At 41.5% G+C, this 26,536-nt stretch carries 26 protein-coding genes and 4 pseudogenes; 8 read left to right on the top strand and 22 right to left on the bottom strand.

Translation table 11 applies throughout. The annotated features are described in order from the left end of the window. Positions 1–55: 55 nt before the first annotated feature. Positions 56–859: a nucleoside phosphorylase gene (locus tag IQ234_RS02465; RefSeq protein WP_193955901.1), complete on the top strand. Its 804-nt coding sequence runs from the start codon at positions 56–58 to the stop codon at positions 857–859. Here the strand turns inward: IQ234_RS02465 and IQ234_RS02460 are convergent. Then, entirely contained in the window at positions 856–1,785 is a 930-nt protein-coding gene (locus IQ234_RS02460) for a DUF1350 family protein (RefSeq protein ID WP_193955900.1), read from the bottom strand. The two genes, IQ234_RS02465 and IQ234_RS02460, sit on opposite strands and share 4 nt — an antisense overlap. Before the next feature lie 402 nt (positions 1,786–2,187). Here IQ234_RS02460 and IQ234_RS02455 point away from each other — a divergent pair. Further along, positions 2,188–2,502: pseudogene (locus IQ234_RS02455) on the top strand (hypothetical protein); the annotation flags it as partial. Between the two features lie 319 nt (positions 2,503–2,821). Here the strand turns inward: IQ234_RS02455 and IQ234_RS02450 are convergent. The 3 genes and pseudogenes from IQ234_RS02450 to IQ234_RS02440 form a co-directional block, all read right to left on the bottom strand. After that, a pseudogene (locus tag IQ234_RS02450) lies at positions 2,822–3,031 on the bottom strand (DUF29 domain-containing protein); the annotation flags it as partial. A gap of 61 nt (positions 3,032–3,092) precedes the next feature. Beyond that, complete coding sequence (locus IQ234_RS02445) at positions 3,093–3,245, bottom strand: hypothetical protein (RefSeq protein ID WP_193955918.1); 153 nt, start codon at positions 3,243–3,245, stop codon at positions 3,093–3,095. 62 nt (positions 3,246–3,307) lie between these two features. Further along, positions 3,308–4,015 carry a phosphate ABC transporter permease gene (locus IQ234_RS02440; protein ID WP_110577595.1) on the bottom strand — a complete coding sequence of 236 codons (708 nt, stop codon included), beginning with the start codon at positions 4,013–4,015 and terminating at the stop codon, positions 3,308–3,310. Positions 4,016–4,386: 371 nt separating this feature from the next. On the opposite strand from IQ234_RS02440, the gene IQ234_RS02435 reads away from it, so the two are divergent. The 3 genes from IQ234_RS02435 to IQ234_RS02425 all read left to right on the top strand — a co-directional run bounded on the left by IQ234_RS02435 (position 4,387) and on the right by IQ234_RS02425 (position 8,231). Next, positions 4,387–5,139 (top strand): Uma2 family endonuclease, encoded by a 753-nt coding sequence (locus IQ234_RS02435; protein WP_228008338.1) that lies wholly within the window; start codon positions 4,387–4,389, stop codon positions 5,137–5,139. Then, the gene (cobJ, locus tag IQ234_RS02430; protein ID WP_193955899.1) at positions 5,136–6,581 is read left to right on the top strand and encodes a precorrin-3B C(17)-methyltransferase; all 1,446 of its coding nucleotides are present in this window, start codon (positions 5,136–5,138) and stop codon (positions 6,579–6,581) included. Before IQ234_RS02435 ends, cobJ begins: the two co-directional genes overlap by 4 nt. 306 nt (positions 6,582–6,887) lie before the next feature. After that, a complete protein-coding gene (locus IQ234_RS02425; protein ID WP_193955898.1) occupies positions 6,888–8,231 on the top strand; it encodes a chloride channel protein in 1,344 nt (447 codons plus the stop codon). A gap of 120 nt (positions 8,232–8,351) precedes the next feature. On the opposite strand, the gene tumE is transcribed toward IQ234_RS02425, so the two are convergent. The 6 genes from tumE to IQ234_RS02395 form a co-directional block, all read right to left on the bottom strand. Continuing rightward, on the bottom strand, positions 8,352–8,735 hold the full coding sequence (gene tumE / locus IQ234_RS02420; protein ID WP_193955897.1) for a toxin TumE: 384 nt from the start codon (positions 8,733–8,735) through the stop codon (positions 8,352–8,354). Further along, complete coding sequence (tumA, locus tag IQ234_RS02415) at positions 8,725–8,955, bottom strand: antitoxin TumA (RefSeq protein WP_193955896.1); 231 nt, start codon at positions 8,953–8,955, stop codon at positions 8,725–8,727. Before tumA (IQ234_RS02415) ends, tumE begins: the two co-directional genes overlap by 11 nt. 208 nt (positions 8,956–9,163) lie before the next feature. Further along, positions 9,164–9,373 carry a DUF2283 domain-containing protein gene (locus IQ234_RS02410; protein WP_228008337.1) on the bottom strand — a complete coding sequence of 70 codons (210 nt, stop codon included), beginning with the start codon at positions 9,371–9,373 and terminating at the stop codon, positions 9,164–9,166. A gap of 7 nt (positions 9,374–9,380) precedes the next feature. Beyond that, complete coding sequence (locus IQ234_RS02405) at positions 9,381–9,656, bottom strand: hypothetical protein (protein WP_193955894.1); 276 nt, start codon at positions 9,654–9,656, stop codon at positions 9,381–9,383. Positions 9,657–9,963: 307 nt separating this feature from the next. Continuing rightward, a complete protein-coding gene (gene tumA, locus IQ234_RS02400; protein ID WP_193955893.1) occupies positions 9,964–10,194 on the bottom strand; it encodes an antitoxin TumA in 231 nt (76 codons plus the stop codon). Positions 10,195–10,224: 30 nt separating this feature from the next. Then, entirely contained in the window at positions 10,225–10,395 is a 171-nt protein-coding gene (locus IQ234_RS02395) for a hypothetical protein (protein ID WP_193955892.1), read from the bottom strand. A 157-nt stretch (positions 10,396–10,552) separates the two neighbouring features. On the opposite strand from IQ234_RS02395, the gene IQ234_RS02390 reads away from it, so the two are divergent. Together IQ234_RS02390 and IQ234_RS02385 are read left to right on the top strand one after the other, a co-directional pair. Beyond that, positions 10,553–10,759: a type II toxin-antitoxin system HicB family antitoxin gene (locus IQ234_RS02390; protein ID WP_046662329.1), complete on the top strand. Its 207-nt coding sequence runs from the start codon at positions 10,553–10,555 to the stop codon at positions 10,757–10,759. Continuing rightward, on the top strand, positions 10,756–10,962 hold the full coding sequence (locus IQ234_RS02385) for a type II toxin-antitoxin system HicA family toxin (protein WP_193955891.1): 207 nt from the start codon (positions 10,756–10,758) through the stop codon (positions 10,960–10,962). The genes IQ234_RS02390 and IQ234_RS02385 overlap by 4 nt, the downstream gene beginning before the upstream one ends. Before the next feature lie 230 nt (positions 10,963–11,192). On the opposite strand, the gene IQ234_RS02380 is transcribed toward IQ234_RS02385, so the two are convergent. The 11 genes and pseudogenes from IQ234_RS02380 to IQ234_RS02335 all read right to left on the bottom strand — a co-directional run bounded on the left by IQ234_RS02380 (position 11,193) and on the right by IQ234_RS02335 (position 22,955). Next, entirely contained in the window at positions 11,193–11,561 is a 369-nt protein-coding gene (locus IQ234_RS02380) for a DUF1257 domain-containing protein (protein WP_193955916.1), read from the bottom strand. Positions 11,562–12,935: 1,374 nt separating this feature from the next. Further along, positions 12,936–13,664, bottom strand: a complete 729-nt coding sequence (locus tag IQ234_RS20915) for an NACHT domain-containing protein (RefSeq protein ID WP_322743422.1) — start codon at positions 13,662–13,664, stop codon at positions 12,936–12,938. 48 nt (positions 13,665–13,712) lie between these two features. Further along, positions 13,713–14,258, bottom strand: a pseudogene (locus tag IQ234_RS20910) (signal transduction protein); the annotation flags it as partial. Positions 14,259–14,385: 127 nt separating this feature from the next. After that, the gene (locus IQ234_RS02370) at positions 14,386–14,814 is read right to left on the bottom strand and encodes a DUF29 domain-containing protein (protein ID WP_193955890.1); all 429 of its coding nucleotides are present in this window, start codon (positions 14,812–14,814) and stop codon (positions 14,386–14,388) included. Between the two features lie 78 nt (positions 14,815–14,892). Next, complete coding sequence (locus IQ234_RS02365) at positions 14,893–16,644, bottom strand: mechanosensitive ion channel family protein (protein WP_193955889.1); 1,752 nt, start codon at positions 16,642–16,644, stop codon at positions 14,893–14,895. Positions 16,645–16,758: 114 nt separating this feature from the next. Further along, positions 16,759–17,682, bottom strand: a complete 924-nt coding sequence (locus IQ234_RS02360; protein WP_193955888.1) for a hypothetical protein — start codon at positions 17,680–17,682, stop codon at positions 16,759–16,761. Between the two features lie 3 nt (positions 17,683–17,685). Further along, a complete protein-coding gene (locus tag IQ234_RS02355) occupies positions 17,686–19,089 on the bottom strand; it encodes a glutamate decarboxylase (protein ID WP_193955887.1) in 1,404 nt (467 codons plus the stop codon). A 7-nt stretch (positions 19,090–19,096) separates the two neighbouring features. Next, positions 19,097–19,279: pseudogene (locus IQ234_RS02350) on the bottom strand (DUF1345 domain-containing protein); the annotation flags it as partial. A 38-nt stretch (positions 19,280–19,317) separates the two neighbouring features. Then, complete coding sequence (locus tag IQ234_RS02345) at positions 19,318–19,527, bottom strand: hypothetical protein (protein ID WP_228008334.1); 210 nt, start codon at positions 19,525–19,527, stop codon at positions 19,318–19,320. A gap of 198 nt (positions 19,528–19,725) precedes the next feature. Continuing rightward, positions 19,726–20,400 carry a MarC family protein gene (locus IQ234_RS02340; RefSeq protein WP_193955886.1) on the bottom strand — a complete coding sequence of 225 codons (675 nt, stop codon included), beginning with the start codon at positions 20,398–20,400 and terminating at the stop codon, positions 19,726–19,728. A gap of 89 nt (positions 20,401–20,489) precedes the next feature. After that, the gene (locus IQ234_RS02335) at positions 20,490–22,955 is read right to left on the bottom strand and encodes an arylsulfatase (RefSeq protein ID WP_322743421.1); all 2,466 of its coding nucleotides are present in this window, start codon (positions 22,953–22,955) and stop codon (positions 20,490–20,492) included. 875 nt (positions 22,956–23,830) lie between these two features. Between IQ234_RS02335 and IQ234_RS02330 the strand changes: the two genes are divergently transcribed. After that, positions 23,831–24,385, top strand: coding sequence for a hypothetical protein (locus tag IQ234_RS02330; protein ID WP_193955885.1), 555 nt, complete (start codon positions 23,831–23,833; stop codon positions 24,383–24,385). 453 nt (positions 24,386–24,838) lie between these two features. Here the strand turns inward: IQ234_RS02330 and IQ234_RS02325 are convergent, their stop codons facing one another. Further along, on the bottom strand, positions 24,839–25,951 hold the full coding sequence (locus tag IQ234_RS02325) for a sensor histidine kinase (protein WP_193955884.1): 1,113 nt from the start codon (positions 25,949–25,951) through the stop codon (positions 24,839–24,841). Between the last annotated feature and the right edge of the window lie 585 nt (positions 25,952–26,536).

The following is a 26,536-nucleotide window of genomic DNA, read 5'->3' as shown; positions in this document are numbered from 1 at the left end:
GTTATAATAACCAAAAGCCTATTTAACCAAAGTAACTGCTCTTAATTTAATTTAAATGTCCAATATCTTATCTCACCAAAAACCCTATCATCTCAACTTTAGCAGTGAGGATTTAGGCACAGTAAAACCGACTATCACCCTATTATCGGGGGAACCAGAACGCTCACGCTATATTGCTGAAAATTATTTACAAAATGCACGTTTACTATCGGATTATCGCGGATTAAATAGTTATCTTGGCTATCTAGATAATTCTACCCCAATCCTTCTGGCTACCAGTGGCATGGGTGCGCCATCTTTGAGTATTGTGGTTAATGAATTAATACAGGTGGGAATTAAAACTATTATTCGTATTGGTACTTGTGGCGCAATTCAAAATAGAATAAAAATTGGTGATATTATTATCTCCCAAGCGGCTTTATGTAGGCAAGGTGCAGCTAATGATATTGCTCCTCCGGAATATCCCGCAGTGGCGGATCCTTTTTTGACAGTTGCTCTAGTCAAATCGGCTCAATTTTTGGGAGTAAATTATCATTTAGGTATTACCGCTTCTGTGGATAGTTTTTATGAAGGACAGGAAAGAATTGTGTCTTCTGCTAACCCTTATCTTCAGCGCCATTTAGAGGGAATTACGGAAGAATATCGACGTTTAAATATTCTCAATTATGAAATGGAAGCGGGGACTTTATTGAAAATGGCGGGGGTTTATGGATTTACTGCCGCTTGTATTTGTGCTGTGATTGCCGAAAGAAGCAAAGAGGAAGGGATTAGTTTAGAAAGCAAACAACAGGCCATCGAAAAAGCGATTCAGGTGGCAATATTGACTGTTACTAACCTCTCCCTATCCTCAATTGATTAATGTTCAGAAATCATTTTCATTAAGACTTCCTCTTTTTCCTGACTTTGGGGATAACAGGAGATAAGTTTAGCGCGTAATTCCTGGATTGATTTAATCACATTATCGGCTAATTCTTGGTCGCCATTGCGCCAGCCAAGGGGTGCTAGATGGCCGCGATTGGCTAAGGGAACTACTGGTTTTAAGAGTTGTTGACTTAGTTCTTTAATGAACCAGGCTACCGTATCTTTAGCCTGTAGATCCTTAGCAAATGCGATAATTTCCAAGAGTCGAAATAGCTTACTATTGCTAATTAAACAACGGGTTTCCTGCACGTTTGGTTGTACGTCTAAACCCAAACTCTGCACTAATTTAGCTAGGGCAGCTATGGGAATTGCGCTATCTATGCCAGCAATTACAGGAGCCAGTAAAAGTGAGGGTTGATTTTTCAAAGATACGGTATGAATATCGGTATTATTCAGCGATTTTTGAATATCTTCGGCTTGATTTTTCCCGACACAACCACTCAAAACCTGTTCTAGTTCTGTGTTTTCCACATCACTTAAAACCTCTAAAAGGGAGATATATTTACACCCTAAACTATGGCCCATCCAAAAATAATTAGGATTACCAGCAGTGGGATCCTCTAAGTACAAATTAAGGTTATCTTCATAGCCTAAAAACTTAGCTTCTTCATAAATAGCCTTTCTCAATCCAATCAAATCTTTGACCATTTCTATGGAAACATTCCAATGGCGAAAAGTAAAACGATAGGGAATAGCAATAATAGTATAGCCCCGTTCAAAGACTTGTTTGAGTAGATAACGATAGAACAGATTGGGAAAAGTGCCGAAGAAAGCACCACCGATAAAATAGACAACCCCAATAGGTTTAGGATTGATAGCAGCCCAGTTAAATTGCAGGGGAATAAACTTAAATTCTGCTGTCATTGTTTTTCGGTATGTAATTGTTAATTTGGCAATTAGGGAAACAATCTTATAATGATTAAAAATCTCGGCGGTCAAAATAATTGATCACCTTATCTAAGTATGGTACATTAATTTGATCAAAAAAGTTTATTTTGTTGCGAATATGTAATGATTTTTGACAAAAGTAAATTCTCATCCCCAAAAATTCGCTTCTTCTTAGTCTTCTAAGCTAATCTCGACTGGATTAACTTGCGATCGGTAAAGTCAAAACCGTTAGCGACGAGACGATTATAAAGTTGTAGACAAGCTAAAGCGAGGGATTGTCCTCACGACATCCTTAACCGCTTTTTTGCTTTGCTGGGATTAGGAGCTAATAAGCTGAGATAATGGGAAAAAATTGGTTTTGGCTTTAAGGATCATATTATGTCAGATGCAACTCGTTTAACACCAGAAAAAATTGATCAGTACCGTATTGAATTTGCCGACAATGAGAACGCTTTAATTGCACTTGATATTATTGAGGAATGGGAGGTAGATTTAGCAGATGCTCCTGAATCTATTGCCCCTCGTAACAGTATTAAAGGAGTAGAAGATAATGATGATTTTCGTTAGTTTGCTATTGTTCTTAATAAATGTCGTGATTTCATTTGTCAACCGAAGTATGAAAATTTGCGAGAAAAATATTTACCCGCACTTATGCCTACTTTAACAAATATTATTGTAGGATATTTGATGTGTCTTCTGGGTTTTCTCTCAATAACGGAGGGACAGAGGTGGTTAGCTGAACGTTGGAAAAAACTGATAGTTTTATCGACGTAAGAAGCAGAAAAATCAGCTAAATTAACAGGATGTACTCTCAGACAATTTCAAGAGAGATAGGCTTTTAGTGGTTTGTTAACAAGCTGTATCAATCTCTTCATAATAAATATGAGCAGAAGATTAAAGATTAATTATTGTGACTAACTCTTTTAGTTAGAGAAAGATAAACTTGAGAATCTTCAGTCAAATTTATTGACTCAAAATCAGCTGTACTTAATTTAAATGAAACCGCCCTACGGGATCGCCGTTGAGGTTGATAGTCCCACTTTAATAAATGATGCGAAATTAATCTCACACTAGCGAGTAAGCGATCGCGCTCCCGTTTCGACAAATCCCGCACCTGTTCGACTAAATTCTCAATATCTAACTCGGAAAACCGACCGGAGGCTAATAAATCGGCCATTTGTTCGGCCCAAAGTCCAAAGTCTTACTCATAGGATGCCGTCATCGATTTATCTCCTTCTCAGCTCAATTAACATTATAGCGTTTCCTAAGCTAGTGAGGTACGCTTATTTTTCTTCCCTTTTGCCTAAAACCCATAACTTTTGTACCTCATCAGACTGAAAAACGCTATATATTAAACCTCCTGCGTAATTAATTTTTGATGGTTCAAAAACGGCAAAAATAAGGATTAAATGGCATAAACTCTGTAAATAGACCATTTAATTGATTATTACTCATTGATAGCCGAGAAATCGGTGTTTTTTCAATGATCGCCGAAAAATTAACGGGTTTTGCGTCTTCGGATGACATTATTAGAGTAACGAGAAGGTTTTGTCCGGGGTTCTTTTCCCCCTCCTAATTCTCGACTAACTTGCTGAAAAATATCCCGTCGCAGCACAGGATATTCCCCTATCCACTGGTCGAGTTGGGGAAGATGGACATCAGAAAGCTGATTGATATCCCCTAAATCGGGGTCTCGAGACATTAACAAAGCTTCGGCCACCATCCCGGGACGGATCGATTTATGGATGCGTTTGAGGGGAGCGCGAACGATCGCCGAAAAGCCAGTTTGATCACCGATTTCTAGATTAATACAGCGCTGGCGATTTTCGATAATCTCTAATTCCCCGCGTTTATTTACCCTTTCTTCTTCCCCGATTAATTCCTCGGTTACAAAAGCATCGAAAACGCGACCGCGCCAAAACCCCCCGTAGGGAAGACGACGATAGGTATTATTGCGAACACTGGCCCAATAGACCGGACCCCAGAGCCAATATAAACCGGCGATAATGTCGAAAATCAGTTTAATCGTTAAACCACCAGGGCCGAATAAATTACCGATTAACCAAGCTGCGGTGAGAGCGATGATAGAAATAAATAAACGGCGCAGAAAATCAGACCATTTACCCCAATAGTGGGCGTACTGGGGGCCTGTGGCGATAATTGGGACAATTTGCTCGATCGATTGACGGGTAAGGGGAACCAACATTATCAGTTATCGATTATCAGTTATCAGTTATAGTGTGCCTAATTGACTCGTGAATGGGTAGGCTCGAGAAGAGGACGTTTACCTTTCATTTAGGCTCGCTGTATCAGTTATGACAGCATTTCTCATAACTAGATGAAGTGTAACCTAATTTGGTATCGACTACCGACTTCCGAAAAGGAAAACTTTGTACCTCATCACTAAGATAAATGCTATAGTTTTTGGTAATTGTCTATCTGTTGGTCGCCATTCATCCCATCGCTAAAAACTCAGGAATTCTGGCGAAATTTCATTTAAAAATTAAATCCCTCAAGAAGTCCAATGAAACAATCTATAATAAAATCAATGCTGTTTTGTTCCCAAAGACTGCCACCATGACTTCTTCCCCAGTTAAATCCTTAACTTCTCAGACTGTAACCACTCAACATTTACCCCCTTTAGAAAATGGGGATCGCTTAATTTGTCCCGAATTCGAGTGCCGTTATCAAGCTATGCCAGGATTAAAAAAAGCCGAACTGATCGAAGGAGTTGTGTATATGGCATCGCCATTAAGGTTTAAATTTCATGCTGAACCCCACGGACGTTTAATCACTTGGTTGGGAGTTTATCAAGCGGCTACACCCCAAGTACAAATGGGTATTGAGCCAACAGTCCGCTTGGATATCGACAACGAACTACAGCCGGATGGGGTGTTATTAATTAGTCAAGAAAGCGGGGGGAAATCAACCCTAAGTGCAGAGGGATACCTAGAAGGATCGCCGGAATTAGTGGTAGAAATTGCCGCTAGTAGTGCCGCCATAGATTTAGGGGATAAAAAACGTGCTTATCGGCGCGGTGGCATTCAAGAATACCTTGTTTGGCAAGTATTTGATCAAAAAATTGATTGGTTTAGTTTAGAAAATGGCGATTATATTTCTTTGTTACCCAACCAAGAAGGAGTGATTTGCTCTCTAGTATTTCCGGGTTTGTGGTTAGATATTTCAGCTTGCAGTGAGCTTGTCGAATCTGCCATGCTCAACGGCAATATGTCACGGGTGTTGGACATCTTAAAGGCTGGAATTAACTCGGTAGAACATCAAGAATTTGTCCAAAAGTTAACCGCAGCGCAGTCAGGGGAAGCTAAATGAAACCTCCAGCTATTCTCATTTTAGGAGAAACCAGCATTCCCGTGGCTCGTCAAGTGCAAATGGTCCTACAGGAAGCAGTGATTTATGGGTTAATAAATCGTACCCAGTCGGCTGATTTTACCTATACTAATTTTGGCGAAACGGTGCGAGAATTTTTCCAGACGGGAACGCCAATTATTGGCATTTGTGCGGCGGGTATTTTAATTCGCACTTTAGCACCTTTATTAACTAATAAATGGCAAGAACCGCCTGTATTAGCAATCGCAGAAGATGGCAGCGCCGTAGTGCCTTTGTTGGGGGGTTTACAAGGGGTTAATGATCTCGCTCGTCAAATTGCCTCAGTTTGGCAAATTTCCCCCGCAATTACTACCACTGGTGATATTAGATTTAAAACTACTTTATTATCGCCACCACAGGGTTATCAGTTAGTTAATCCCGATGATGCTAAGAAGTTTCTGTCCGATTTATTGGCAGGTGAAAAAGTAAAATTAATCGGTGAAGCGGACTGGTTAAAAAATAGTAGTTTACCAATTTCATCAACAGCAAAATTGAGCATTGAGATTATAGATAAAAATAACTTAAACTTGGCAAAACCTAGCAATACCTGTTTAGTTTATCTCTGTGAGGAAAGCCAGCCAATTAAGGAAAAATCCAGTTTTTCATCAGGGGATTTTGCCCAGGAAAGTCAAGGTAAATTAGCCATAGTCGGAACTGGACCGGGTGCGCTAAATTGGATGTCGCCGGAAGTTCGAGAAGTGTTAGAAAAAGCCACGGATTGGGTGGGTTATAAAACCTATTTGGATTTGGTAGAATACTTGAGAAACCCAGAAATTGTCCGCCATGAATCGGATAATCGGGTGGAACTCGATCGCGCGGAAATTGCCCTAGATTTAGCGGCTAAGGGGCGATCGGTTGTCTTAGTTTCCTCCGGAGATCCTGGAATTTATGCCATGGCTGCGGCCGTGTTTGAGGTATTAGAAAAAAAAGCAAAACAGGAATGGCAGCAGGTGGCCATTCAGGTCTGTCCGGGGATTTCGGCCATGCAGGCGGCGGCTGCCAGGGTTGGCGCACCTTTAGGCCATGATTTTTGTGCGATTTCCCTATCAGACATTCTCAAATCTTGGCAGGTGATTTCTCAGCGTATTGAGTTAGCAGCCCGGGCAGATTTAGCGATCGCATTTTATAATCCTGTGTCTCAAGAGCGCACTTGGCAATTAGAGAAGGCAAAAGAGATTTTATTACAATGGCGATCGCCGCAAACTCCCGTGGTATTAGCGCGTAATTTAGGACGAAAAGGGGAAACAGTGACGGTGAAATTCCTAGAGGATATGACTATTAACGACGCGGATATGCGAACCATAATTTTGATCGGATCTAGTAAAACTCGCCTGATTGAGCAGGGTAAAACCAAGCAGTGGGTTTATACTCCACGGCACTATTAGGTAGTCGTGCAAAATTAATTTCTTGGTTGGGATAGGCAATCGGCAAGAGATATTTACAGACACCTCGTTGCCATGTCTCCCTTGTAACGCAGGGAAGGAAGGGAGACGCTCACTTTTCCCATTGCAAGATGGAACCTTGGCACGAGACAAGAGAATCCGGCAATTAATTCTCCTGTTGAGGGGGAGTCTGCCGAGAAGCGTCCCATCGAAACGACCTAGTATATAGTAAAGACTTTCAGGGTGTTTTGCTTGACGACTCAAATAGAATTGCTATCAGAACAATAAAAGCTTAACTTTCTTTGCGCGATGCTAAATAACAAACTACAACTTCTGTTAACTAGGGTAGGCCTATGGGCCGTTGCTGGTCTGCTCGGCGGTTTGATCGGTTCTCTGGCCGCGGTACTGCTGACTGAGGCAATTAAGCAAACCCTGAGGATTGCCTCTGGCCTAGGCACTGTCTGGCTACTGCTGCTGCCTCTGGTGGGCGTTACCTTAGCAGTGCTAGTCCTGTTTGGACTGGGTAGAGGCCAACCCGTACAGACCTTAGCTCCCCGCGAGGCCACTGCCTCTGGCCGCTGGGGTTCTCTCATGGCCTGGTACTCCTTCCCCCATGACATTGCTCGCGCCGATCTGACCGGTGACGTGGTGAACGCATCTGGGTCCGAAGAGCGCTTCCCCTGGAATCTAGCCCCCTTGCGCGCCCTAGCCATCCTCTCCACTGTTGGGCTGGGTGCGCCCATGGGAACAGAATCACCGGCGGCTCATATTGGCGTGGCAACGGGAACCTGGTTGGGTAGCATAAATCCAGCCCTGCGTCAACTGGTGCGGCCCCTGGCCATCGGTGGCGGTGCGGCCAGTGTTTCTGCCCTGATGGGAATCCCTCTGGTGGGCAGCCTCTTTATGTTTGAGTTGAGTCAGCGACGTCAGGTTCCGATCACCCCGGAGCGGGCAGCGGCGATGTTAGCTGGGGGACTGGTGGGATGGGGGGTCAACGTTGCCTTTAAGCTGCAACTGATCCGGCTGGTGGTGCCGCAGGTTGCCCCGACTGACTTCTGGGATGCGGTGGGTGCCACTTTATTGATCGGAGCGATCGCTGGCATGATTACAGCCCTCACCGGTGAGGCGATCTACTGGGCTAGAGGCTTGCGGGACAAGCCCGCCACTCGTCTCCTGATCGGTGGCCTGATGATGCTGTTCTTGGCGATCGTGATCGGACGGGTGGCGACTCCGGCAGCGGCTTTTGGGCCGGGGGGAGCCGCTATCCTCTGGGCCGAAAACACTGAAACAACTGCTTACCATCTGTTAGCGGTAGCTCTGCTCCGGGCTGCCTTCACCACCGCTGCGGTTTTAGCCGGGGGCTGTGGTGGCGTGTTTGTCCCTTTTCTGGCGATCGGCGACCTCAGTGGCCGGGTGTTCGCCACCACCTTTGAGATTTCGGGGGATCTGGCCGGTGCGGCGGGAGCAGCGGCCGGTATTGCGGGCGGCTATCGCCTACCGTTGACCGCCGTGGCGATGGTGCTGGGGGTGGGGGGTCCGGGGGCAGCCCAGCTAACCTGCCTTGCCACAGTGGTGGTTGCTGCCCTTTCGGGATTAGTGGCCGCACGGGTAGCCAATCAATTCTCCAGTTCTCTCCGGGCAATGTTCCGCTAGAAGCTACGGTCAGGGGAATTACCGTGATATCCAGAGGGGGCAAGTTCTTTGCGCCCCTAATGTTGGGATTGTTGTCTAACGCAATCTACCAGATCAGCGATCGCATTAAATAGGTTTTATTTACCTCAATAACTCTGTTGCTTCTGTTAAGACTTGAGTAATTTCAGGTTTGTGACAACTAATTACATCGTTTGGTAAATGCTTGTGATGGGGAAAAGTAGAGAGATTGGGAAAGTGAGGGGTACTATCATAACGAAAAACTAGGTTATTTTTTTCATCTTGGAAATGGTAACGATAATCTAGGAATTCTAAGTAATTGTCTGTGATTATTATAGCTTCGTTTATTTCTAATAAATGGGTCTGCTTGAAACGCAGCCTAATTATTAAGTTGGCTCTTTGTGATGTCAGTATTTCTTCTTGATAACGTTCTACATAGGCATTTTCACACTGCACAATTGCTTGCTCTACTTGATTGAGGTAATCAGATAAAAGTTTAAGCAGCATGATTTAATCTTTGTTCTAATTCTTGACGCAAAGCAAGGTAATGACGATAATCGTTTGCCCATTCTATAAATATTATATCATCTGACAACGTTCCCTGATTGTATTCGTTATAAAAATCTTCGGAATCCATTTTATGTTGATTTTCATAGACGCTAAGTCGCTTGGCAACAGCAATCAAAGCATCTAAAGATGATGTATATTGAATGGTCTGTTTACGCATTTTTCTTTTACTCCAAAATAATGATATTTTGATTATAAACGATCGCGCTCAAACAGAAACATAAATTGTAGGGTGCGCCATTCGATAGCGTAACGCACCAATTTAATAATGAAGTTGATGTGTTACGGCGGATTGTTAATTTGAGTTTTTTATCAGAAATTATCGCCGCCTAACGCACCCTACAAGAGCGGCGATCGCACTCAATAAGTCATTGGGCGGACAAATTTAATATTTTTCCTTGGGTTGACTCTAAAATTGAATCTCGGATAAAAGAACTAGCATTGGTAATCTCTAGGCCAATTAATTCTCCTAAATCATTAAGTTCAGCGGTAATATTTGGATTAATTTCTACACTTTTAGCTTCTGGTTCATCAGAAATAGTTAAATGAAGAATGTCTTCTTGTTCAAAGTATCTCATTTTAGGGTTACTCATGGATAGTATATCTCCCAGTTGTTAGGCGAAATCGAATTTGTTGGCGTGTTGTCGCATGAATGGTGACAGGAGTTATAAAATTATCATCGTATTCATAAGGAATAATTACTAAACGATTATCATGCTTGCCTACGGCAATAAGACGACCCGTTTCAGTATCGTAGTACCTTTCTCCAGAGTATTTGAGAATCTCTTCTATTTTAGCAAGTTCAAATCCTCTCAGTTTGGCTCGATATTGTAAGTAATCCGACCAGATAATATTCGGCATTATGAGCAGACTTTGCTAATTATCTGTTATCTATTTTAATCTAAATTCTCCTTCCCAAACCCCTAACACCCTAATCCACTGAATATTCCGTGTTTGGTGGTGCGTTCCCCATCATCAAACGAATGGAGTAACAAGGGTTGCATCAGGGAACGCACCCTACAAGATCGGCGATCACTGCTTGAAACGCAACCTAATTCTTAAGTTGGCTCTTTGTGATGTCAGTATTTCTTCTTGATAAAGTTCTACATAGGCATTTTCACACTGCACAATTGCTTGCTCTACTTGATTGAGGTAATCAGATAAAAGTTTAAGCAGCATGATTTAATTTTTGTTCTAATTCTTGACGCAAAGCAAGGTAATGACGATAATCGTTTGACCATTCTATAAATATTATATCATCTGAAAATGTTCCCCGATTGTATTCCTTATAAAAATCTTCGGAATCCATTTTATGTTGGTTTTCATAGACGCTAAGTCGCTTGGCAACAGCAATCAAAGCATCTAAAGATGATGTATATTGAATGGTCTGTTTACGCATTTTTTTTACTCCAAAATAATGATATTTTGATTATAAACGATCACGCTCAAACAGAAAAATAAATTGTAGGATGCGCCATTCGATAGCATAACGCACCAATTTAATGATGAAGCCGATTGTTGATTTTGGTTTTTTGTCAGAGATTATCGCCGCAAACAAAAACATCAATCGTCGGGTACGCCATTCGATAGCGTAACGCACCAATTTAATGATGAAGTTGATGTGTTACAGCCGATTGTTGATTTAGGTTTTTATCAGAGATAATCGCTGCCTAACGCACCCTACAAGATCAGGCTTACACAAAAAAACAAATTCATGTTATTATTAGAATAATCTTAGTCAATAAAAAATATTTATTATGAATATCAAAGTGGTTGTCTGGCAAGAAGATGATGTTTGGTGTGCAACTGTACCAGCTTTGTCTGGTTGTCATACTTGGGCAGAAAATTATGATGATTTGATGGTCATGGTTAAAGAGGCAATAGAAGGCTGGTTAGAAGTTTCTCATGAAAAAAAATTACTTGATCGAAAAGAGAATCAGCAATTAGTGGAGATTTCTGTATGAAGTCAATCTCAGGTAAAAAATTATGTAAAGTCGTTGAAAGATTTGGCTGGAAATTGGCAAGAATTAAAGGAAGTCATTATATCTATACCAAAGAAAATATTTCTGCAATTATTGTTATACCAATACATGGAAATCGAGATTTACCGATAGGAACATTAAAAGGTATTCTCAAAGATTCAGAATTAACTGAAGATGATATTTGACAACGTAACGCACCAGTTTAATGATCAAGTTGATGTGTTACAGCCGATTGTTGATTTAGGTTTTTATCAGAGATAATCGCCACAAACAAAAACATAAATCGTAGGGTGCAAAGCGCGAAAGCGTAACGCACCAATTTAATAATAAATTTGCTGCGTGGGGTGCAGATTGTTAATTTTGGTTTTTTAACAGAATTGGTAGCCGCAAACACGCACCCTACAAAATTAGCAGATTAGAGATCGCGCTGATTTAAACCTCTCTCTTTAATTTCTTTAAGGGTTTTATTAACAGCATATTTTGCATTGATACTATTAATCAATTCAGTTTGATCATGTTTTTTAGCAACTCCCAATATATCAACAATCAAGTCAAAACTTCCGTCAGTATTACGAATCCAACCTAGATCATAATCTCCCTCTAGCACAGCAACAATATCTACTCTAACTCTTTGACCGTTAGAACCACGAACATCTGCTTCACGTTTAACTATTATTCCCAAATCCTGTAAAGATTTTACTAAAATTTCAGCATCAGTTATTTTAGTTGTTAAAGTAGAAAAATGACCGCCGCCGCTTTCGTGCTGACTATATTGATCAGGGATTCTCAACTCTCTGAAATTATTACGCCCAAGAAGTTCTCGAAACTCTTCTTTAATGTCAGAATCTAGATCCTTTCTAGATAATATGGTTTCGATAATTGCTCCTATTTCTGAGTCAATTGGTATTCTACCTAATGCTCTACGAAGTTCAATAATTTCCCATTCACCCTTATTAGCTAGTTGTTGAATAATGGGTAAAGTTTGCGGATTATCTCGCCAATGGGTTACTAAAGCTTCAATTGCTTCCCATTCACCCTTGTTAGCTAGTTGTTGAATAATGGGTAAAGTTTGCGGATTATCTCGCCAATAATTGGCTAAAGCTTGACCTGCTGTACCTGCCGCTGATTCACCTTGTCTAGCAACTTCCTGTAGATAAACTAACGCCTCAGAATGAATTTTAGCAATTCTAGATAATTGATTAACAGCTTCCCTTGCGCCACTCCAGTAATTTTGCTCAATTGCTATAGCTTGAAGAACACTCCATCCTGTCGGATCATCTTGCCAAATTGCTCCAATTTTAGCAACTGGTTTTTCCTTAAAATCAGTATCAGCATACCTATAAGACGATTTAGTTAAGGATTGAAGACTATCTAACAATCGCTGACTTAGTTCAACATAAATAGACTGGTTTCGCAATTCTCCATAACAATCTGCTGCCAAAAAAAGATGAGCAAATTCCTGATCTTTTTCCTCCATATCAATGAGATAATTAATTAATTCTTCAGCAATTTCTTTGGGAAATTCTGCACTTAGCATCCCCATCAATAAACATAAAACCTCTTTCCAAACAGGATCTGAATAATGTTCTCCAAATACTTTGGTTTTCAATTCATCAAGATTAATTCCGTCTGGTAATCCTCGGTTTTTAAATCTTTCATAAAACTCGCAAGCACAAAAGTATTCTAAAAAAGTTCGATGAACAAAAGCAAAAGCATTGCCACCTAAAGAACAAAGAATAAAATTACGATAGCGCAGTTGTTTGATAATTAAATCAGTCAGATCACTAGCGTCTCGTTTGTTAATTCCTGTTCCTTGAAGATATTGAGTCAAAATGTTTTCTAATTCTTCCTTATAGATTAAATTAACAGCTAACCCTTTTTCCCCTGCTTGTATGGCACTTGCGACTAAACGAAGAATGTCCCTTTTATCTCGTAGATCAATATTATAAAGATATTTTTTCAGTTCAGGATCAATTAATCCTTCCTTGGTTTCAAAATCCCATTGATGTAATAACACCTCTGACGCTTTTTCATAAAGTTTTGAGCGATCTCTTGGTAATTCTTGAGTTCGATTCAGAATAGCCATCATCGTTAATAATAAAGGATTTCCTGCTAATTCTCGAATCGCTTTTGACTCCTTAATTGCCTTTTGTAAACGTTATTGTTTTTGGGTTTTATCATCTCGATTTTCAAAAGCCAAATCATGCCAACGTTTGATAAAACCTTCAATCTGATCTTTATCTAAATCTTGGATCATAAAATGTTCAAAACCAGCATGATTTAATTCTTCTGCTTTATATCCTAACCAGCGAGAAGTGACTATAATCTGCACTTGAGAATATTGAATACTAAAACGTTTGATATCCGTGACAATTTCTTCTCTTAATTGAGGATTAAAAACTTCATCTAATCCATCAAAAAGCACAAGAACTTGACCCTTTTTAAGCTTATCATCTAAAGTAAGTTGATTGAGATGACAAATCAGATTACCTTGATGGAAAAATTCTAGAATATTCTGACATTTTTTTTCATCTTTATCTCTGGCATAAATACGCAATTCTATCAAAAGAGGAAGGGGAAGCAAAACACGCTGACTGAGTTCTTTTTCAGCCCAATTTAAAGCTAAATACTGCAATAAACTCGATTTTCCCGCCCCCGGATCGCCTAAAATTACAGTTCGTCGGTATTCAGAAGAATTGACGATATCCAAAACAGGATCTAATTTTTCATTGACATATTCTCGCCGTTTTCGTTCTAGTTCTGCTTGTATTTGTTCTAACTCCGCTTGAGTAATTTCTCCCCTATCTACAAGTTCCTGCAGCACTTCTTTAGGTAATTCATAAAGTTGAGGAATAAATTGTTTGCATCGTCTCACATTTTGCGGCACAAACATTCGCCAGAGTTTAATTTGCTCATAAGTCGTTGTGTCTAAACATTCTAATTTAAGATGGCCATATTCCTTTTTTAAGCCTTCCGCATAGTTATCTAAATTATAATCTGTTTTAACTCCTGCTATTTCTTGAATATTTTGGCTATTTTTATCCTGTAACTGAACTAAAAAAACGGCTCTTAACTTTTCAGAATTTTGAATAATTTACTGAGTTTTTCTCAAATAAAATTTACTGAGTTTTTCCCAGTTAAATTCAGCAGGTAACGGGGGTAAATTAAGTCTTTGCCAAGATTGAGCTAACGTAAAATTATCAAGAACTTGACAATCAATATCAAAAGCATCCCCTAAAATAGGTTTAACTTGGTCATCTTTAATAAAAGTCTTGAGGGGTTTTTCAAAGTTTTTAATTTGATCATCCTCCAGATCGGCCATTTCTAACTGTTGCTGAAAGAGTTCTAAAAACTCCTTCATTGCTTTTCCATAAGCTTCTTTTTGAACATCTTTTTCGGGTAAATGTAACACTTTACCTAGACTATTTTTAAAAAATTCCTTTCCGTAATCTTTTGCACCCTCTATGGCCAACTCTTGCATTACTGAACGAACAAGCGAACCTGCGGCTTGAGTAACCCCCCAGACAATTAACCAGTCAATCATGGCGATAAACTTAAGATCCTGTGGATACTATCTAAGCTTACCAACTTTAATCGTTTTTCGCCTATCATTCCGACAAATGAAGAGAACGATTTAAAATATCCTCAATACCGTAGGGACAAACGGGGGGAAACTCTAATCCCGTCTCTCTAAAGGCATCGGAACAAGCAACAGCATAGAGTTTAAATAGGCTTTCATCGGTTAAATATCGCCTTAAACTGGGGCTATCGTCCAAATAAAGCCTAATATTAGCTCTTTCTCCTTGAATAGTTCCCAACCAACTGTGCGATCGCCGTTGAGGTTGATAGTCCCACTTTAATAAATGATGCAAAATTAATCTTAGACTAGCAAGTAAGCGATCGCGCTCCCGTTTCGACAAATCCCGCACCTCTTCGACTAAATTCTCAATATCTAACTCAGAAAACCGACCAGAGGCTAATAAATCGGCCATTTGTTCGGCCCAAAGTCCAAAGTCTTGCTCATAGGATGCCGTCATCGATTTATCTCCTTCTAAGCTCAATTAACATTATATTAATAATCCGCCAAAAGTGAGGGCTTAAAAACGGATTTACTATCATAATGTGTTGTTTTCTTGATTGTCTGAAGATTGAACACGAAAGGGAGGCGCAACATAATCGGAAGGTAAATAATTTTCGGGAATGGTTGTTGTATTTCCATCTCGTAGGGAGGTGTAACTGGGAGAGAGAATCTCAATCCCAGCTTCATTACACTTATCTTGAATATTTTGATGGAGTTCTGAATAAATTATTACCATCAAATTGGGTTGGTTAGTGTAAGCGTTTAACTGATAACTGATGTAAAAATTATCTAGGCTAGTTTGCAGGACAAAAGGGGCGGGTTCTTTGAGGATATGCTCAGTTTCTAGAGCAGCTTCAATTAAGGTTGTGTGGGCTTTTCGCCAAGGCAGATCGTACCCTAGGGTAATCGTTGTCTGAATAATTAGATTTCTGTTTAATTCCCGTGAGGAAATACTAAAGTTAATCACATTACTACTTAATAAAGACGAGTTAGGAATAGTAATGATTTTATTAGTAGGAGTACAAATGCGAATAACTAGGAAGTTTTTTTCAATTAGATCGCCAATTACATCTCCTATTTGAATGTGATCTCCTATGCGAAAGGCACGGGTATAAATAAGAATAATTCCCCCAATAACATTGGCGATCGCTGAAGTTGAACCAAGGGATAAAAGAAGACCAAGAAAAACAGAAATGCCTTGAAAAGCTGGAGAATTAAAACCGGGCAAGTAGGGAAAAGCCACTATTGCTGCTATGGCAAGAATTATGACTAATAGGATATTGTAAGTAGGTTTAGCCCAATCAGTATAAAAACCCGGAATAATCAGATTTCCTCTTTCTATTGCTGTAAAAAAGGGCTTGATAAGCCGGATTAAGTAGTAAGTAATAAAAATAATTATGGCAATAATAAAGGCATTGGGAAGATATTTGCCAATGGAGTATAAAACCAGTTCTAATGATTGAGAAAAATAACCTAAAATACTGTCGCCAAAAACTCTTGTCCAGGGAAATAAACGAAGGACAAATGTAGCATAATTAAATAATAATAAAAACAGAACAAAGAAGCGAATTATCCGAAGAACTCGCAGCCAAAAGAAGCTGATTTTAGAGGAAGATATGATCTCAACATTCCCGATTTGAATGCCTGGTGTCAAGGATTCAATCAAACGTCTAATGAAGGGAAATAGTTTTCCTGAAATTTTGATAACTGCAAAGCTAATAATCAAGAAAGCAAAGCTGGCTATAACCGTATAAATGATGTTCTTAAGTAGTTGTTCGGGTTTTCGATCTTGTCGATATTGAGTGATAGCAAACTGAATTTTTTGTAAAGCTTGTTGAGCTAAAACCTCTGGCGTTGAACGATAGGCTTTTGCATCTCGCTCCGTCACCGTTAGAATTACTTCTTGATCTACACTTAAATACAGTGAGTTATCATCAGGGAGCTGCTCAATTGTCAGGTTCTCCACAGGAATAGAATCATTTTGAGCAATTCTTTCAATTCTCCGGGTAATAGTGTTAGCTCTCTCCTCCGCCGAAAATGAAGAAACTCCCCGCCGGATAAAAAAGAGGGGTTTTCCATCTAACATAACTGGAAAGCCGTCAATTTTATTTTCCAGTTGTGTCGGATTTTGAGCTATTCCCAAAAGAGGGGAAGTTAGAGTCATTAGTAAAACTACGATAAATATTACCAAAGTATGCCCAATTTTTTTCATCCATCCTCTAGTTCTAGATGGTTTACTTGGCATTAAAGCTCTTTGATTAATATTGAAAAATGGTATAAATTGCATAGGATTAAGTCAGATTTTTCTGTGTGTAGTAGGGTAAGGTTTAGGCATTACTGTCCTCAACTAAAGTACATAAATACTAAATTAAGACAGGAGGAAAATTTTCACATCTGAAAGCTATTCTTGCAACATTTCGGGAATCATTAAATAACTACCTCCTAAAAACAAAAGTGAACCCGATAAAAAGGAGAAATTTGTTCCCCATTCCTGACAGCAAATAATTGTTCCCTGTCCGAAAAAGCCGAAAATACTGCCACTCAAAAAGCCAAGAGAACCGCCTAAATTTAACACCACTATCCACCATTCTATATCTTTAAAATGCCAAGACCAATAACTATGAGAAACTTCGACAACAGCTAAATAACTAGCGGTGCAGAAATGAAGGGAAGCCAGGGTACTAGGAATCCAAATTAACAGATCATCACTCTGCCAACTTAAACCTTGCACCATGGCAAAAAAACAATTAATATTGAATAGACAAGCTCCGATAAATTGAATGAAAGTTCCCCAATATTCAAGGCGATCAGGTTGCCAAGCAAACCATTTAATTTTAATCAGTTTGGGGACGGGATGGGAAACAGTGCCGATTTTTTCCTCCAGTATTTCTACATCCCGAATCAGAGTAACATCTAGATTTAAATTAATAGCTTCTAAAAAGGCAGCATAGGAACCAAAAGTAAAACAAACTGAACCAATAAAATTAATGACAGAAATCCTCTCTAAGGGGGGATGGGGAAACATCATCGGAATTGAGCCGACAATGAATAAAATTGAACCAAGGGTAAAAATAAAACCGATCCACCAGGTTAAATTATCTAATTGCCAAGTCCAATATTTAAACGGCTTTAACTTAGAGGAAATTAAGTCAGAAGTGCTAGATTTAATTTCACTGCTATGGCGTTTACGAAAGCGCCGAGATGACCAAATATGAAAATTTCCTTGAGCAGTTTTGTGAATAATTCGTGTGGAAAAATTGGCAACACCAAAACTTTGTAAGGGTTGCCAATATTTAGGAAATTTAAGCGAGTTTTTCCTCAACATCTGTTAGTGATGAAAATGGGAACCAGATAATTTTGACTGATAATTAGACTGAGATTTAAAGAAGGCGATCGCTGAATTAATATCCCGCAACAACAGATCCGCCATATCGCGACTAAATCCCTCCTTGATCACCACCCTCTGCACAGTTAAATCTTGGCGATTTTTGGGCATTGTATAGGCAGGAACTAACCAACCCCGCTCGCGCAATTTATCGGCTAAATCGAATAAACTATAATTAGTTTGATCGCTAATTGTCTCCTTTAATTTCCAAGCAAAAACTGGAATAGTGCTACCATCGGTAATCAATTCAAACGGCCCCATCTTAGCGATTTCCCCCGATAAATACAAGGCCGTATCTCGACAGGCTTGATGAATTTGTCGATAACCCTCTTTACCCAAGCGTAAAAAATTATAATATTGGGCGACTACTTGATTGCCGGGACGAGAAAAATTCAGAGCAAAATTAGGCAGATCACCGCCTAAATAATTACAATGAAAAATTAATTCTTCTGGCAATTCTTGCCGATCTCGCCAGATAATCCAACCGACACCGGGATAGACTAAACCGTATTTATGCCCAGAAGCATTAATCGATTTAACCCATTTGAGGCGAAAATCCCAGACTAAATCGGGATCAAGAAAAGGAGCAATAAAACCACCACTAGCACCATCGACGTGCAGGGGAACTTCCCAGCCAGTTTCTCTGTTCAATTTTTCTAGGGCATCATTAATTTCTTGGACGGGTTCGTAACTACCATCAAAGGTACTACCCATAATGGCAATTACCCCGATCGTATTCTCATCAATTAGTTTAATTGCTTCCGTCGCATCGAGATGAAAACGATTCCCTTCCATCGGCACAAAACGCGGTTCTACCTCCCAATAACGACAGAATTTTTCCCAACAAACCTGCACATTAATGCCCATAACTAAATTAGGTTTATCGGTGGGTTTACCCTCTTTTTGTCGGCGTTTGCGCCACTGCCATTTTAAAGCCATGCCTCCCAACATCGCCGCTTCACTGGAACCAATGGTAGAACAACCGGTTGCCGCTGCGCCTTTGGGAGCATTCCAGAGTCTAGCGATCATATTCACACAACGCAATTCAATTTCGGCGGTTTGTGGGTATTCATCCTTGTCGATCATGTTTTTATCGAAGGTTTCCGCCATTAATTGTTTGGCTTCTGGTTCCATCCAAGTGGTGACAAAAGTAGCCAGATTCAGACGAGAATTACCATCAAGGGCAAGTTCATCGCGAATTAAATTGTAGGCCACCGCCGGCGGCATTTCTCCCTCGGGAATCTCGTATTTAGGTACAGAGGAAGTCAGGGCGCGGGAAGCATAGGTGGGGGTAATTAGTGCCTCTTCCGGACTGAGGCGATCGAGATTAATTTTCTGATGAACCATGACTTCCTTAATAAAATATCTTTTTTGCTGAGAGTAAATTACCGATCATGCCAAAAATAATAGCAATAATCGAGACGGATAAAAAATAGGAAAGCATCCCGTAGGTTGCTACCAGTCGCCGCATCGCCGTACTATTAACACTTGTATCGGAGGTTTGATAACAAGCCGCCATACCAAAACCTTGATCGAGAAATTCCCTCCAATTAGGTTGATCGCAATCGGTAAAAACTAGGCCCTTACCATCATGATAACGGTATCTACCTTAAGATATTCTCCCGTTTGCACGAACATTAACTGCACTTTTTCTTGAGCAGAAGTAGTCTGGGCTACAGAAATATTGGGCATCCCCCAGCTATTGATTGCCATGGCCGCTACTCCCAGAAAAAGTGTATAACGAAAATGCTTCAGGGATTTGGTCAATTGCTCAGAATTTCTCATGATTGCTCCCCTTAATACCCATTGTAAGTACCTAAGCAAAATTAATTACACATATCTAACCCCCTCTTGCCTTTTGCCTCTTGCCTTTTGCCTATCTTTACTAGGAAATTAATTTTGCACGACTACTTAAATAGACAACAGCTTATTTGATATTTCCAGTAATTTTCTTGGCTAACATTTAGACTAATTAGCAATTGGCTATGATGGTAGTTTCGGAACGATCTGATCGACAAAAATATTAATCAAACCTGTCACCATAAATTGTACTCCGATCGCCGCTACAAATAGGCCCATAACTCGCTGAGTAATACTCAAGCCAATATCTCCTAAAAGTCTTTGTAACCATTTGCCAGCAGCGAGGATGAGAAAGACTAAAAAACTGACTAAAATTGTCATCAAAATCAGTTCAATGCTCGTACCACTACCTAGCTTTGATTCGGCTTCACTGGCATAAAGGATAACGTTAGCAATCACCCCAGGCCCCACTAATAAAGGCATAGCCATAGGAATAACAATCTGCCGATAAACTGACTTAGCTTCGCTGAGATAATCCCCTCCTTGCTCATTAATTAAAAGCTCTTTTGTCCCTGCCCCAGAACCGTTAACAATGTTGATACCGATAATCAACAAAAGCACGCCACCAGCTAGGCGAAAAGAGTCTAAGGTGACACCAAAGAATTTTAGCATTGCCGTTCCGATAAACATAAAAATTAACAACAAACACAAGACAGTTAACGAGACAAATAGAGCCACGAGTCGTTGTACTTCTTTACGTTCGCGAGCGGTGTAACTAATAAAAATCGGCAGCATCCCCAGAGGATTTAAGAGGGCGAATAAAGTGATGGCAAAGTTTCTCAAAAAAGACCATTCCATAGGACAAAGTTGCTAATTTAAGCTCAATTTTTTTGCTTTTAACCGAGGGATAGTCTAGATAAAACTACCAGTATCACAAGTCCCCTTTTCTACTGCCGGGCCATGATAATTTTCAGACGTTCCTCCGGGTCGATCAGGTGGTCATGATCGTCCGTACCCAGATCGAGTTGAACCCAACCGATCTTACCAGTGAAACGACTGGTTTTCGAGGTATATTCCGCCGCCACGGGGGTACCAGATTCGTAGCCGATATCCGTGGTTTCGTCGGCGGAGAAAATAAAAGCCTGAGTTCGTTCTACCCGACCCGTACCCACTGGTTGACCGTCGTAGTAGAGGGTGACATTTCCCCCCCGTCCTAAACCACCACCATCGTAGGCAAACTCCATCCGTACCTGATGCTTGCCAGCAGGGATCGTCTCCGTCGCCTCGGTGACAAAACTTTCAATCCCCAGCACGTTATAGACGAACTTGGCTTTTCCATCGTGGCTATAGACACTCCAACCACCGAAGCGGCCGCCTTGGGCGATAATCACCCCATCCGCGCCTTCTGGGGGAATTTCCAGTTCCGCCGTCACCGAGAAGGACTTATTTTTGATGTTGATGACGCTATTTTCGGACAAACGCCCCATTCCGGCGAAAAATAATTGCGAGTTCCCCCCGGCGAGGGTGGGTCGGCCGGCGGTGGCGGGATCGATCCGTTCCACTTGGCGATCGTCTAGGGGCAGTACATTATATTTAACCGCCTCGATCAGAAATTGTCGCTGTAGTTCGTGCAGTTTCTCTGGCATTTCCTGGCAGAGATCCCGAGCCTGCGTCCAATCCGTACTGCCGTCGTATAGTTCCCAGATATCATCGTCGAAAGGAACCATCGTCTGTCCAGTCATCACCCACGGGGTGCGGTGCTTGGTAATCGCGCTCCAACCCTTGTAATAGATGCCCCGATTGCCAAACATCTCGAAATACTGCACATCATGACGTTCGGGGGCAGCCGCGTCGTTAAAGGTATAAACCATACTCGTACCCTCGTAGGGACTTTGTAGGACACCGTTAACCATCGTCGGTTCGGGAATGCCTACCACTTCCAACACCGTCGGAGCCACATCAATGACGTGACAGAATTGGTGACGAATCCCACCTTTTTCCTGGATGAGTTTGGGGTAACGAACAATCGTACCGTTGCGGGTGCCGCCCCAGTGGGAAGCGACCTGTTTCGTCCACTTGTAGGGGCTACTCATCGCCCAGGCCCAACCGACCGCGTAGTGATTATAGGAATCGGGCGCACCGAAGTCATCTAGTTTCGAGAGAAGAAATTCCGGGGTTTCTAGACTCGCTAACCCGTTAAAGTTGGCCATCTCGTTAAACGCACCCTGCAGCGTTCCCTCGGCGGAGGCACCGTTATCACCGACGATGACGTAAATTAGCGTATCGTCGATGATTTCTAGCTTTTCTAAGGCTTGAATCACTCGTCCCACCTGATCATCGGTATGTTCCAGAAAGGCGGCGTACACCTCCATCTGGCGCTCTAATACCGGCTTCAGGCGCTCGTCCATGTCATCCCATGGGGGAATTTCGGCGTGACGGGGGGTGAGTTCGGCATTTTGGGGAATTACGCCCAGTTCTTTCTGTCGGGCAAAGGTGATCTCACGCTGGCGATCCCAACCGTGAGCGAATTGGCCTTGATACTTGTCGATCCACTCCTTCGGGACGTGGTGGGGGGCGTGGGTTGCGCCGGGGGCGAAGTAGGCAAAGAAAGGCTTATTGGGGGCGAGGGCTTTTTGTTGACTAATCCAAGCGATCGCTCGATCGGCCAGATCCTCGGTCAGGTGATAGCCTTCCTCCGGGGTTTTCGGCGGTTCGATCGGGGTTGTTCCCTCGTACAGTGCCGGCTCCCACTGGTTATTTTCGCCACCGATAAAGCCGTAGAAATACTCGAATCCACCCCCGCCAGAGGGCCAAGCGTCAAAGGGACCGATCGGGCTGGTTTGCCAAACCGGTACTTCGTGGCATTTACCGAATTGCGCCGTGGAATAGCCGTTCAGCTTCAGGGTTAAGGCAAGGGGGGCTTTGGTGTTGGGACGGACGGAACTCTGTCCAGGGGCGGAGGTGGCGGTTTCGGTGATGTTGCCCATGCCGACCGAGTGATGATTCCTTCCAGAGAGCAAAGCCGCACGACTGGGAGAACAGAGGGCAGTGGTATGAAAACGGGTGTATTTTAACCCAGCCGCCGCTAATCGCTCGAAAGTGGGCGTATTGCAGGGACCACCGAAGGCACTGGCGGCTCCAAAACCCACGTCATCGAGCAGCACGATCAGCACGTTGGGTGCGCCGGCTGGCGGTCGGATATCTCGAATCGGGGGATAGTGGGCGTCGGGATTCTTGGCATCGTAGGTGGTTAGACCGAAGGGGGTCAAGTCGGGAATCGGTAGAATTTGGCGTTGGATCGGTTTGTCTTGGGTCATCTTGAGGGTTCCTTTTAACCTTTTAAATTGTGCGATCGAGAGGTGAAAATCGGAAAAATCGGCTATTTCGTTGACAACGGCAATACATGATCGCATTTTTAAAGTTTAATCAATAAGATGACGGCGTTGCCGAAGGCACTACGTTCTCGAAGAGCGGCGAAGCCTAGCAGACCACACTAATTTGATTGTCTTAGCCAATTGATTAAAAGATTTTTAATGCGTATTAGTCTTTCTGGTGAGATATTTCCTAAACGTGCATTGATTACAGATGATTCGACACTTGTTAATCGTCCTAGCCGAATTAAAGAAGCCACTTTAAGTCCAGTAGTAATATAGTCTATTATGATATATGATTAAATATTAAATTATTAAATTATTAAATTATAGCAGTTTTCCTCAGAATGAGGTATGGGCAAGGAGCTTAAACCCTTTGTTGGCAAAACTTGTCGATACCTCAGTAACGTGAAAAGCGCTATATTAAATGTTAAATATGGCCTAGCATACAGTTTTTCTCAGGTGATCCCAGAAAGATTAAGGATAAACCACAGAGGCAGAAAGAACACAGAGAGGAAGACAGATTCGAGCGGTAAAATTTATCACTTACATTCCAGCAGAGGATGTCAGCTTGTCCCAAATTCAGGCGTTGAGAAGTTTATGCCACTTTTCTAATCGGCTTCTGGCAAAAGTCAAAAAGTAATCAATAATAATATGCAGGTAGGCGTTAAAAGTTGTCAGATCCCCCCGCCTATCGGCACCCCCCTTATCAAGGGGGGCAGGGGGGATCGAACCTAAAATCCATTTTTAATTTAATTATAACCAGCTACTTATGCAAACCCTAATTATTGCTACTATGGCAAGAGTACCTCTCGTCTGGCTTCCAGCAGAAGTCTGTTGGTAGCTTCGGGAATTGTCAAAACCGAGATGTAGTTACTCATTGAACGCCACAAAGACCAAAATATGGAGTATCGTTTATGAGCCATTTATCCCTATCCGAACAGATTACCGAGGAACTTCTGGCAATCCTGATCGAAGAAGAAGTCACCTATCCCTGGGATGTAACCGCTGTTGAGAGTCATGATCCCTTAGACGTGGCAGAAACGCCTTTTTCTCTGTGTGAAGGACTAGAAGCGACGGCGATCGAGGCACAAGCTCATAGATTCTTTAGCAGTTTACACCAAAAATTCCCGACAGTTTCCGTTTCGTCCCGGTCTAATATCTTTGATAAATTTGCCTCTTTACTGCCAGCCGAACATTTAAATCGTCTAGTAGAAAGTGCTGAAAATCTAGTTAATAGTCAATTAGATAACTTTGATCGCCTTGTTGTTTGTCTTAGCGAGCTTTTTCCCCAATGGTCTCCAGAAGATTTACAGGTTTTTGCCCGTCCCTACGCCTATACTATGCGTAATGGCCAGAGTAAAACCACTATAGACACCGAAGATTGGCAAAGTCTTTCCGAAATTGAACAAATTCGCCGGAGTGCAGCCATCGCCAGCCAGATTTTCCGCCACTTGTCTTCCCCTGAATAGTCATCTCGTTATCAGCTGCACTGCATTGAAACTGCCTATTAGACCTCCACCTAATATTACCTTAAGACTAAAAGTTTTTCTAGTTAAGGAATCTAACCAAATAAAAATGATTTTAATTGTCTCATATTTTTTCAGTAAAATTGAATTAGCAACGATATAGCGTTTTTCAGTCTGCTGAGGTACAAAAGTTATGGGTTTTAGGCAAAAGGCAAAAGGCAAAAGGGAAGAAAATAGGTGTACCTCACTAGCTTAGGAAACGCTATAGATACACATTTCAGCCCAGAACTACTCAGTTAGTACAAAAGCTAAAAGTAAGCTGTGATTGGGTTATAATTTTTGGAGATGTCTATTAGATATTTTAGTACAAATGCTCGAACTCTCTCTTCCCGATCCATCTCCCCCTTCTCCCGTCTCCCCTTACCGATTACTGTTTACCGATCACTAAAAAAACCCCTACTCCCAATTCGGAGATATTGCTAGGGAAAAACGAAAAGTGCTGCCTTTACCTAATTCACTTTCTACCTCCATTTTACTTTGGTGTAATTCCACTAAACGACGGGTAATCGCTAAACCAATACCACTACCCCCAGAATAACGGGAACGAGAACGATCGGCCCGCCAAAAGCGCTCGAAAATAAAGGGTAAATCCTCTGCTGCGATGCCGATTCCCGTATCGATAACGGCAATTTGTAGGCGATTTTTGTCCCTTGTCACTTGCAGGGTAATTGCACCATGATCGGTGTAACGAATGGCATTACCGAGCAGATTAACTAAAATTTGTTCAAGGCGATCGGGATCGGCCATGACAGATGGTAAATTGGGGGGACAATCTAACTGTAAAGTCGGTCCATCTTCTAATAATTGATCGGCGAATTTTTCGATAAGAGAATTTAACAAAGTTAATAAATTAACAGGTTGCAGTTTAATCGAGAGATAACCAGATTCCGCTCGCGATAGCTCCTGTAGATCGTGGGTTAAACGTTCTAACCGTCGGGTTTCTTTCACTAATTTCTGATAAAGTTCTGGATTAGGTTCGATCGCACCATCGGCTAATTCTTCCAGATATCCCCGTACCACAGTTAAAGGGGTGCGTAATTCGTGGGTAAGATCACCGATTAATTCCTGGCGACGTTTTTCCACATCGGCTAAACTAATCGCCATCTGATTAAAACTGATGGCTAATTGATTTAATTCTGGGATTTCGCTTTCTGGAACTCGCGCCGATAAATCCCCTTCCGCAAAATTTTTAGTGATTTGTTTGATTTGTTTTACTGGTTTCATAATACGTTGGGAAACCAAAAAACTCAGATAACCAGCTGCACTTCCTCCCGCAATAAATGACCAAATAGCACTACTATCCCAAGCCGTCTCAAAACCCCTAACCAAGAAAGTTCTCGCTGAACGCACGGTAAAAAATCCCTGCCTTTCTAACTGTTCCAAACGTAAAACAAACATTCGCGGAGAAGATAATTTAGCAATGATAATAAAGCTACTCAATCCCACCACCATAACGAGGAGATGGGATAAAAATAATCTGGTTCCTAAGCTTAATTTTGGTGTCCGCATATTTGTTAAAAAACTCTAAGTACCTAAGCAAAATTAATTACACATTTCGATAAAGCTTTTGCCTCTTGCCTCTTGTCTATCTTTACTAGGAAATTTATTTTGCATGACTACTTATTGGTTGTCAATATTATTGACCTTGTTTCTCATAAAGATGAAGTATAACAGGATTTGGCATCGACGACCGACAACCGAATCCAAAAAACGAAAACTTTCTACCTGACCATTAAGATAACTGCTACATAGCAGTTATCACACCTGTGCGGCACAGTTTAACCTTTGCTGATTAAGCTTTTCAACATCGATAATGTACCTCTTGCGAATAGGAAACGCTATATATTCGGCCACAGCATCTTGAATAAACTGACGAGAGAAAAAATCCTCATAGATATCTTCAGGGATGGCTCAATAAAAGAACTCTATCGGGTTCTTCCTGTGGAAGAATCTCCCCTTAAGCCATGCTGTGAGGGGAGAATAGGTCAAAACCTAACTTTTTGCCGCTCTATGCTATCCTATCAAGATGCGCTACTCTGTTAGGAGATGATTTTGCTTGAGTCATCTGCTCAAAGTAGCGTCTGTTTTTTAACC

It is taken from the genome of Microcystis aeruginosa LEGE 91341 (assembly GCF_015206885.1).
Taxonomy (GTDB): domain Bacteria; phylum Cyanobacteriota; class Cyanobacteriia; order Cyanobacteriales; family Microcystaceae; genus Microcystis; species Microcystis aeruginosa_H.
This window is presented reverse-complemented; position numbering and strand designations above follow the sequence as displayed.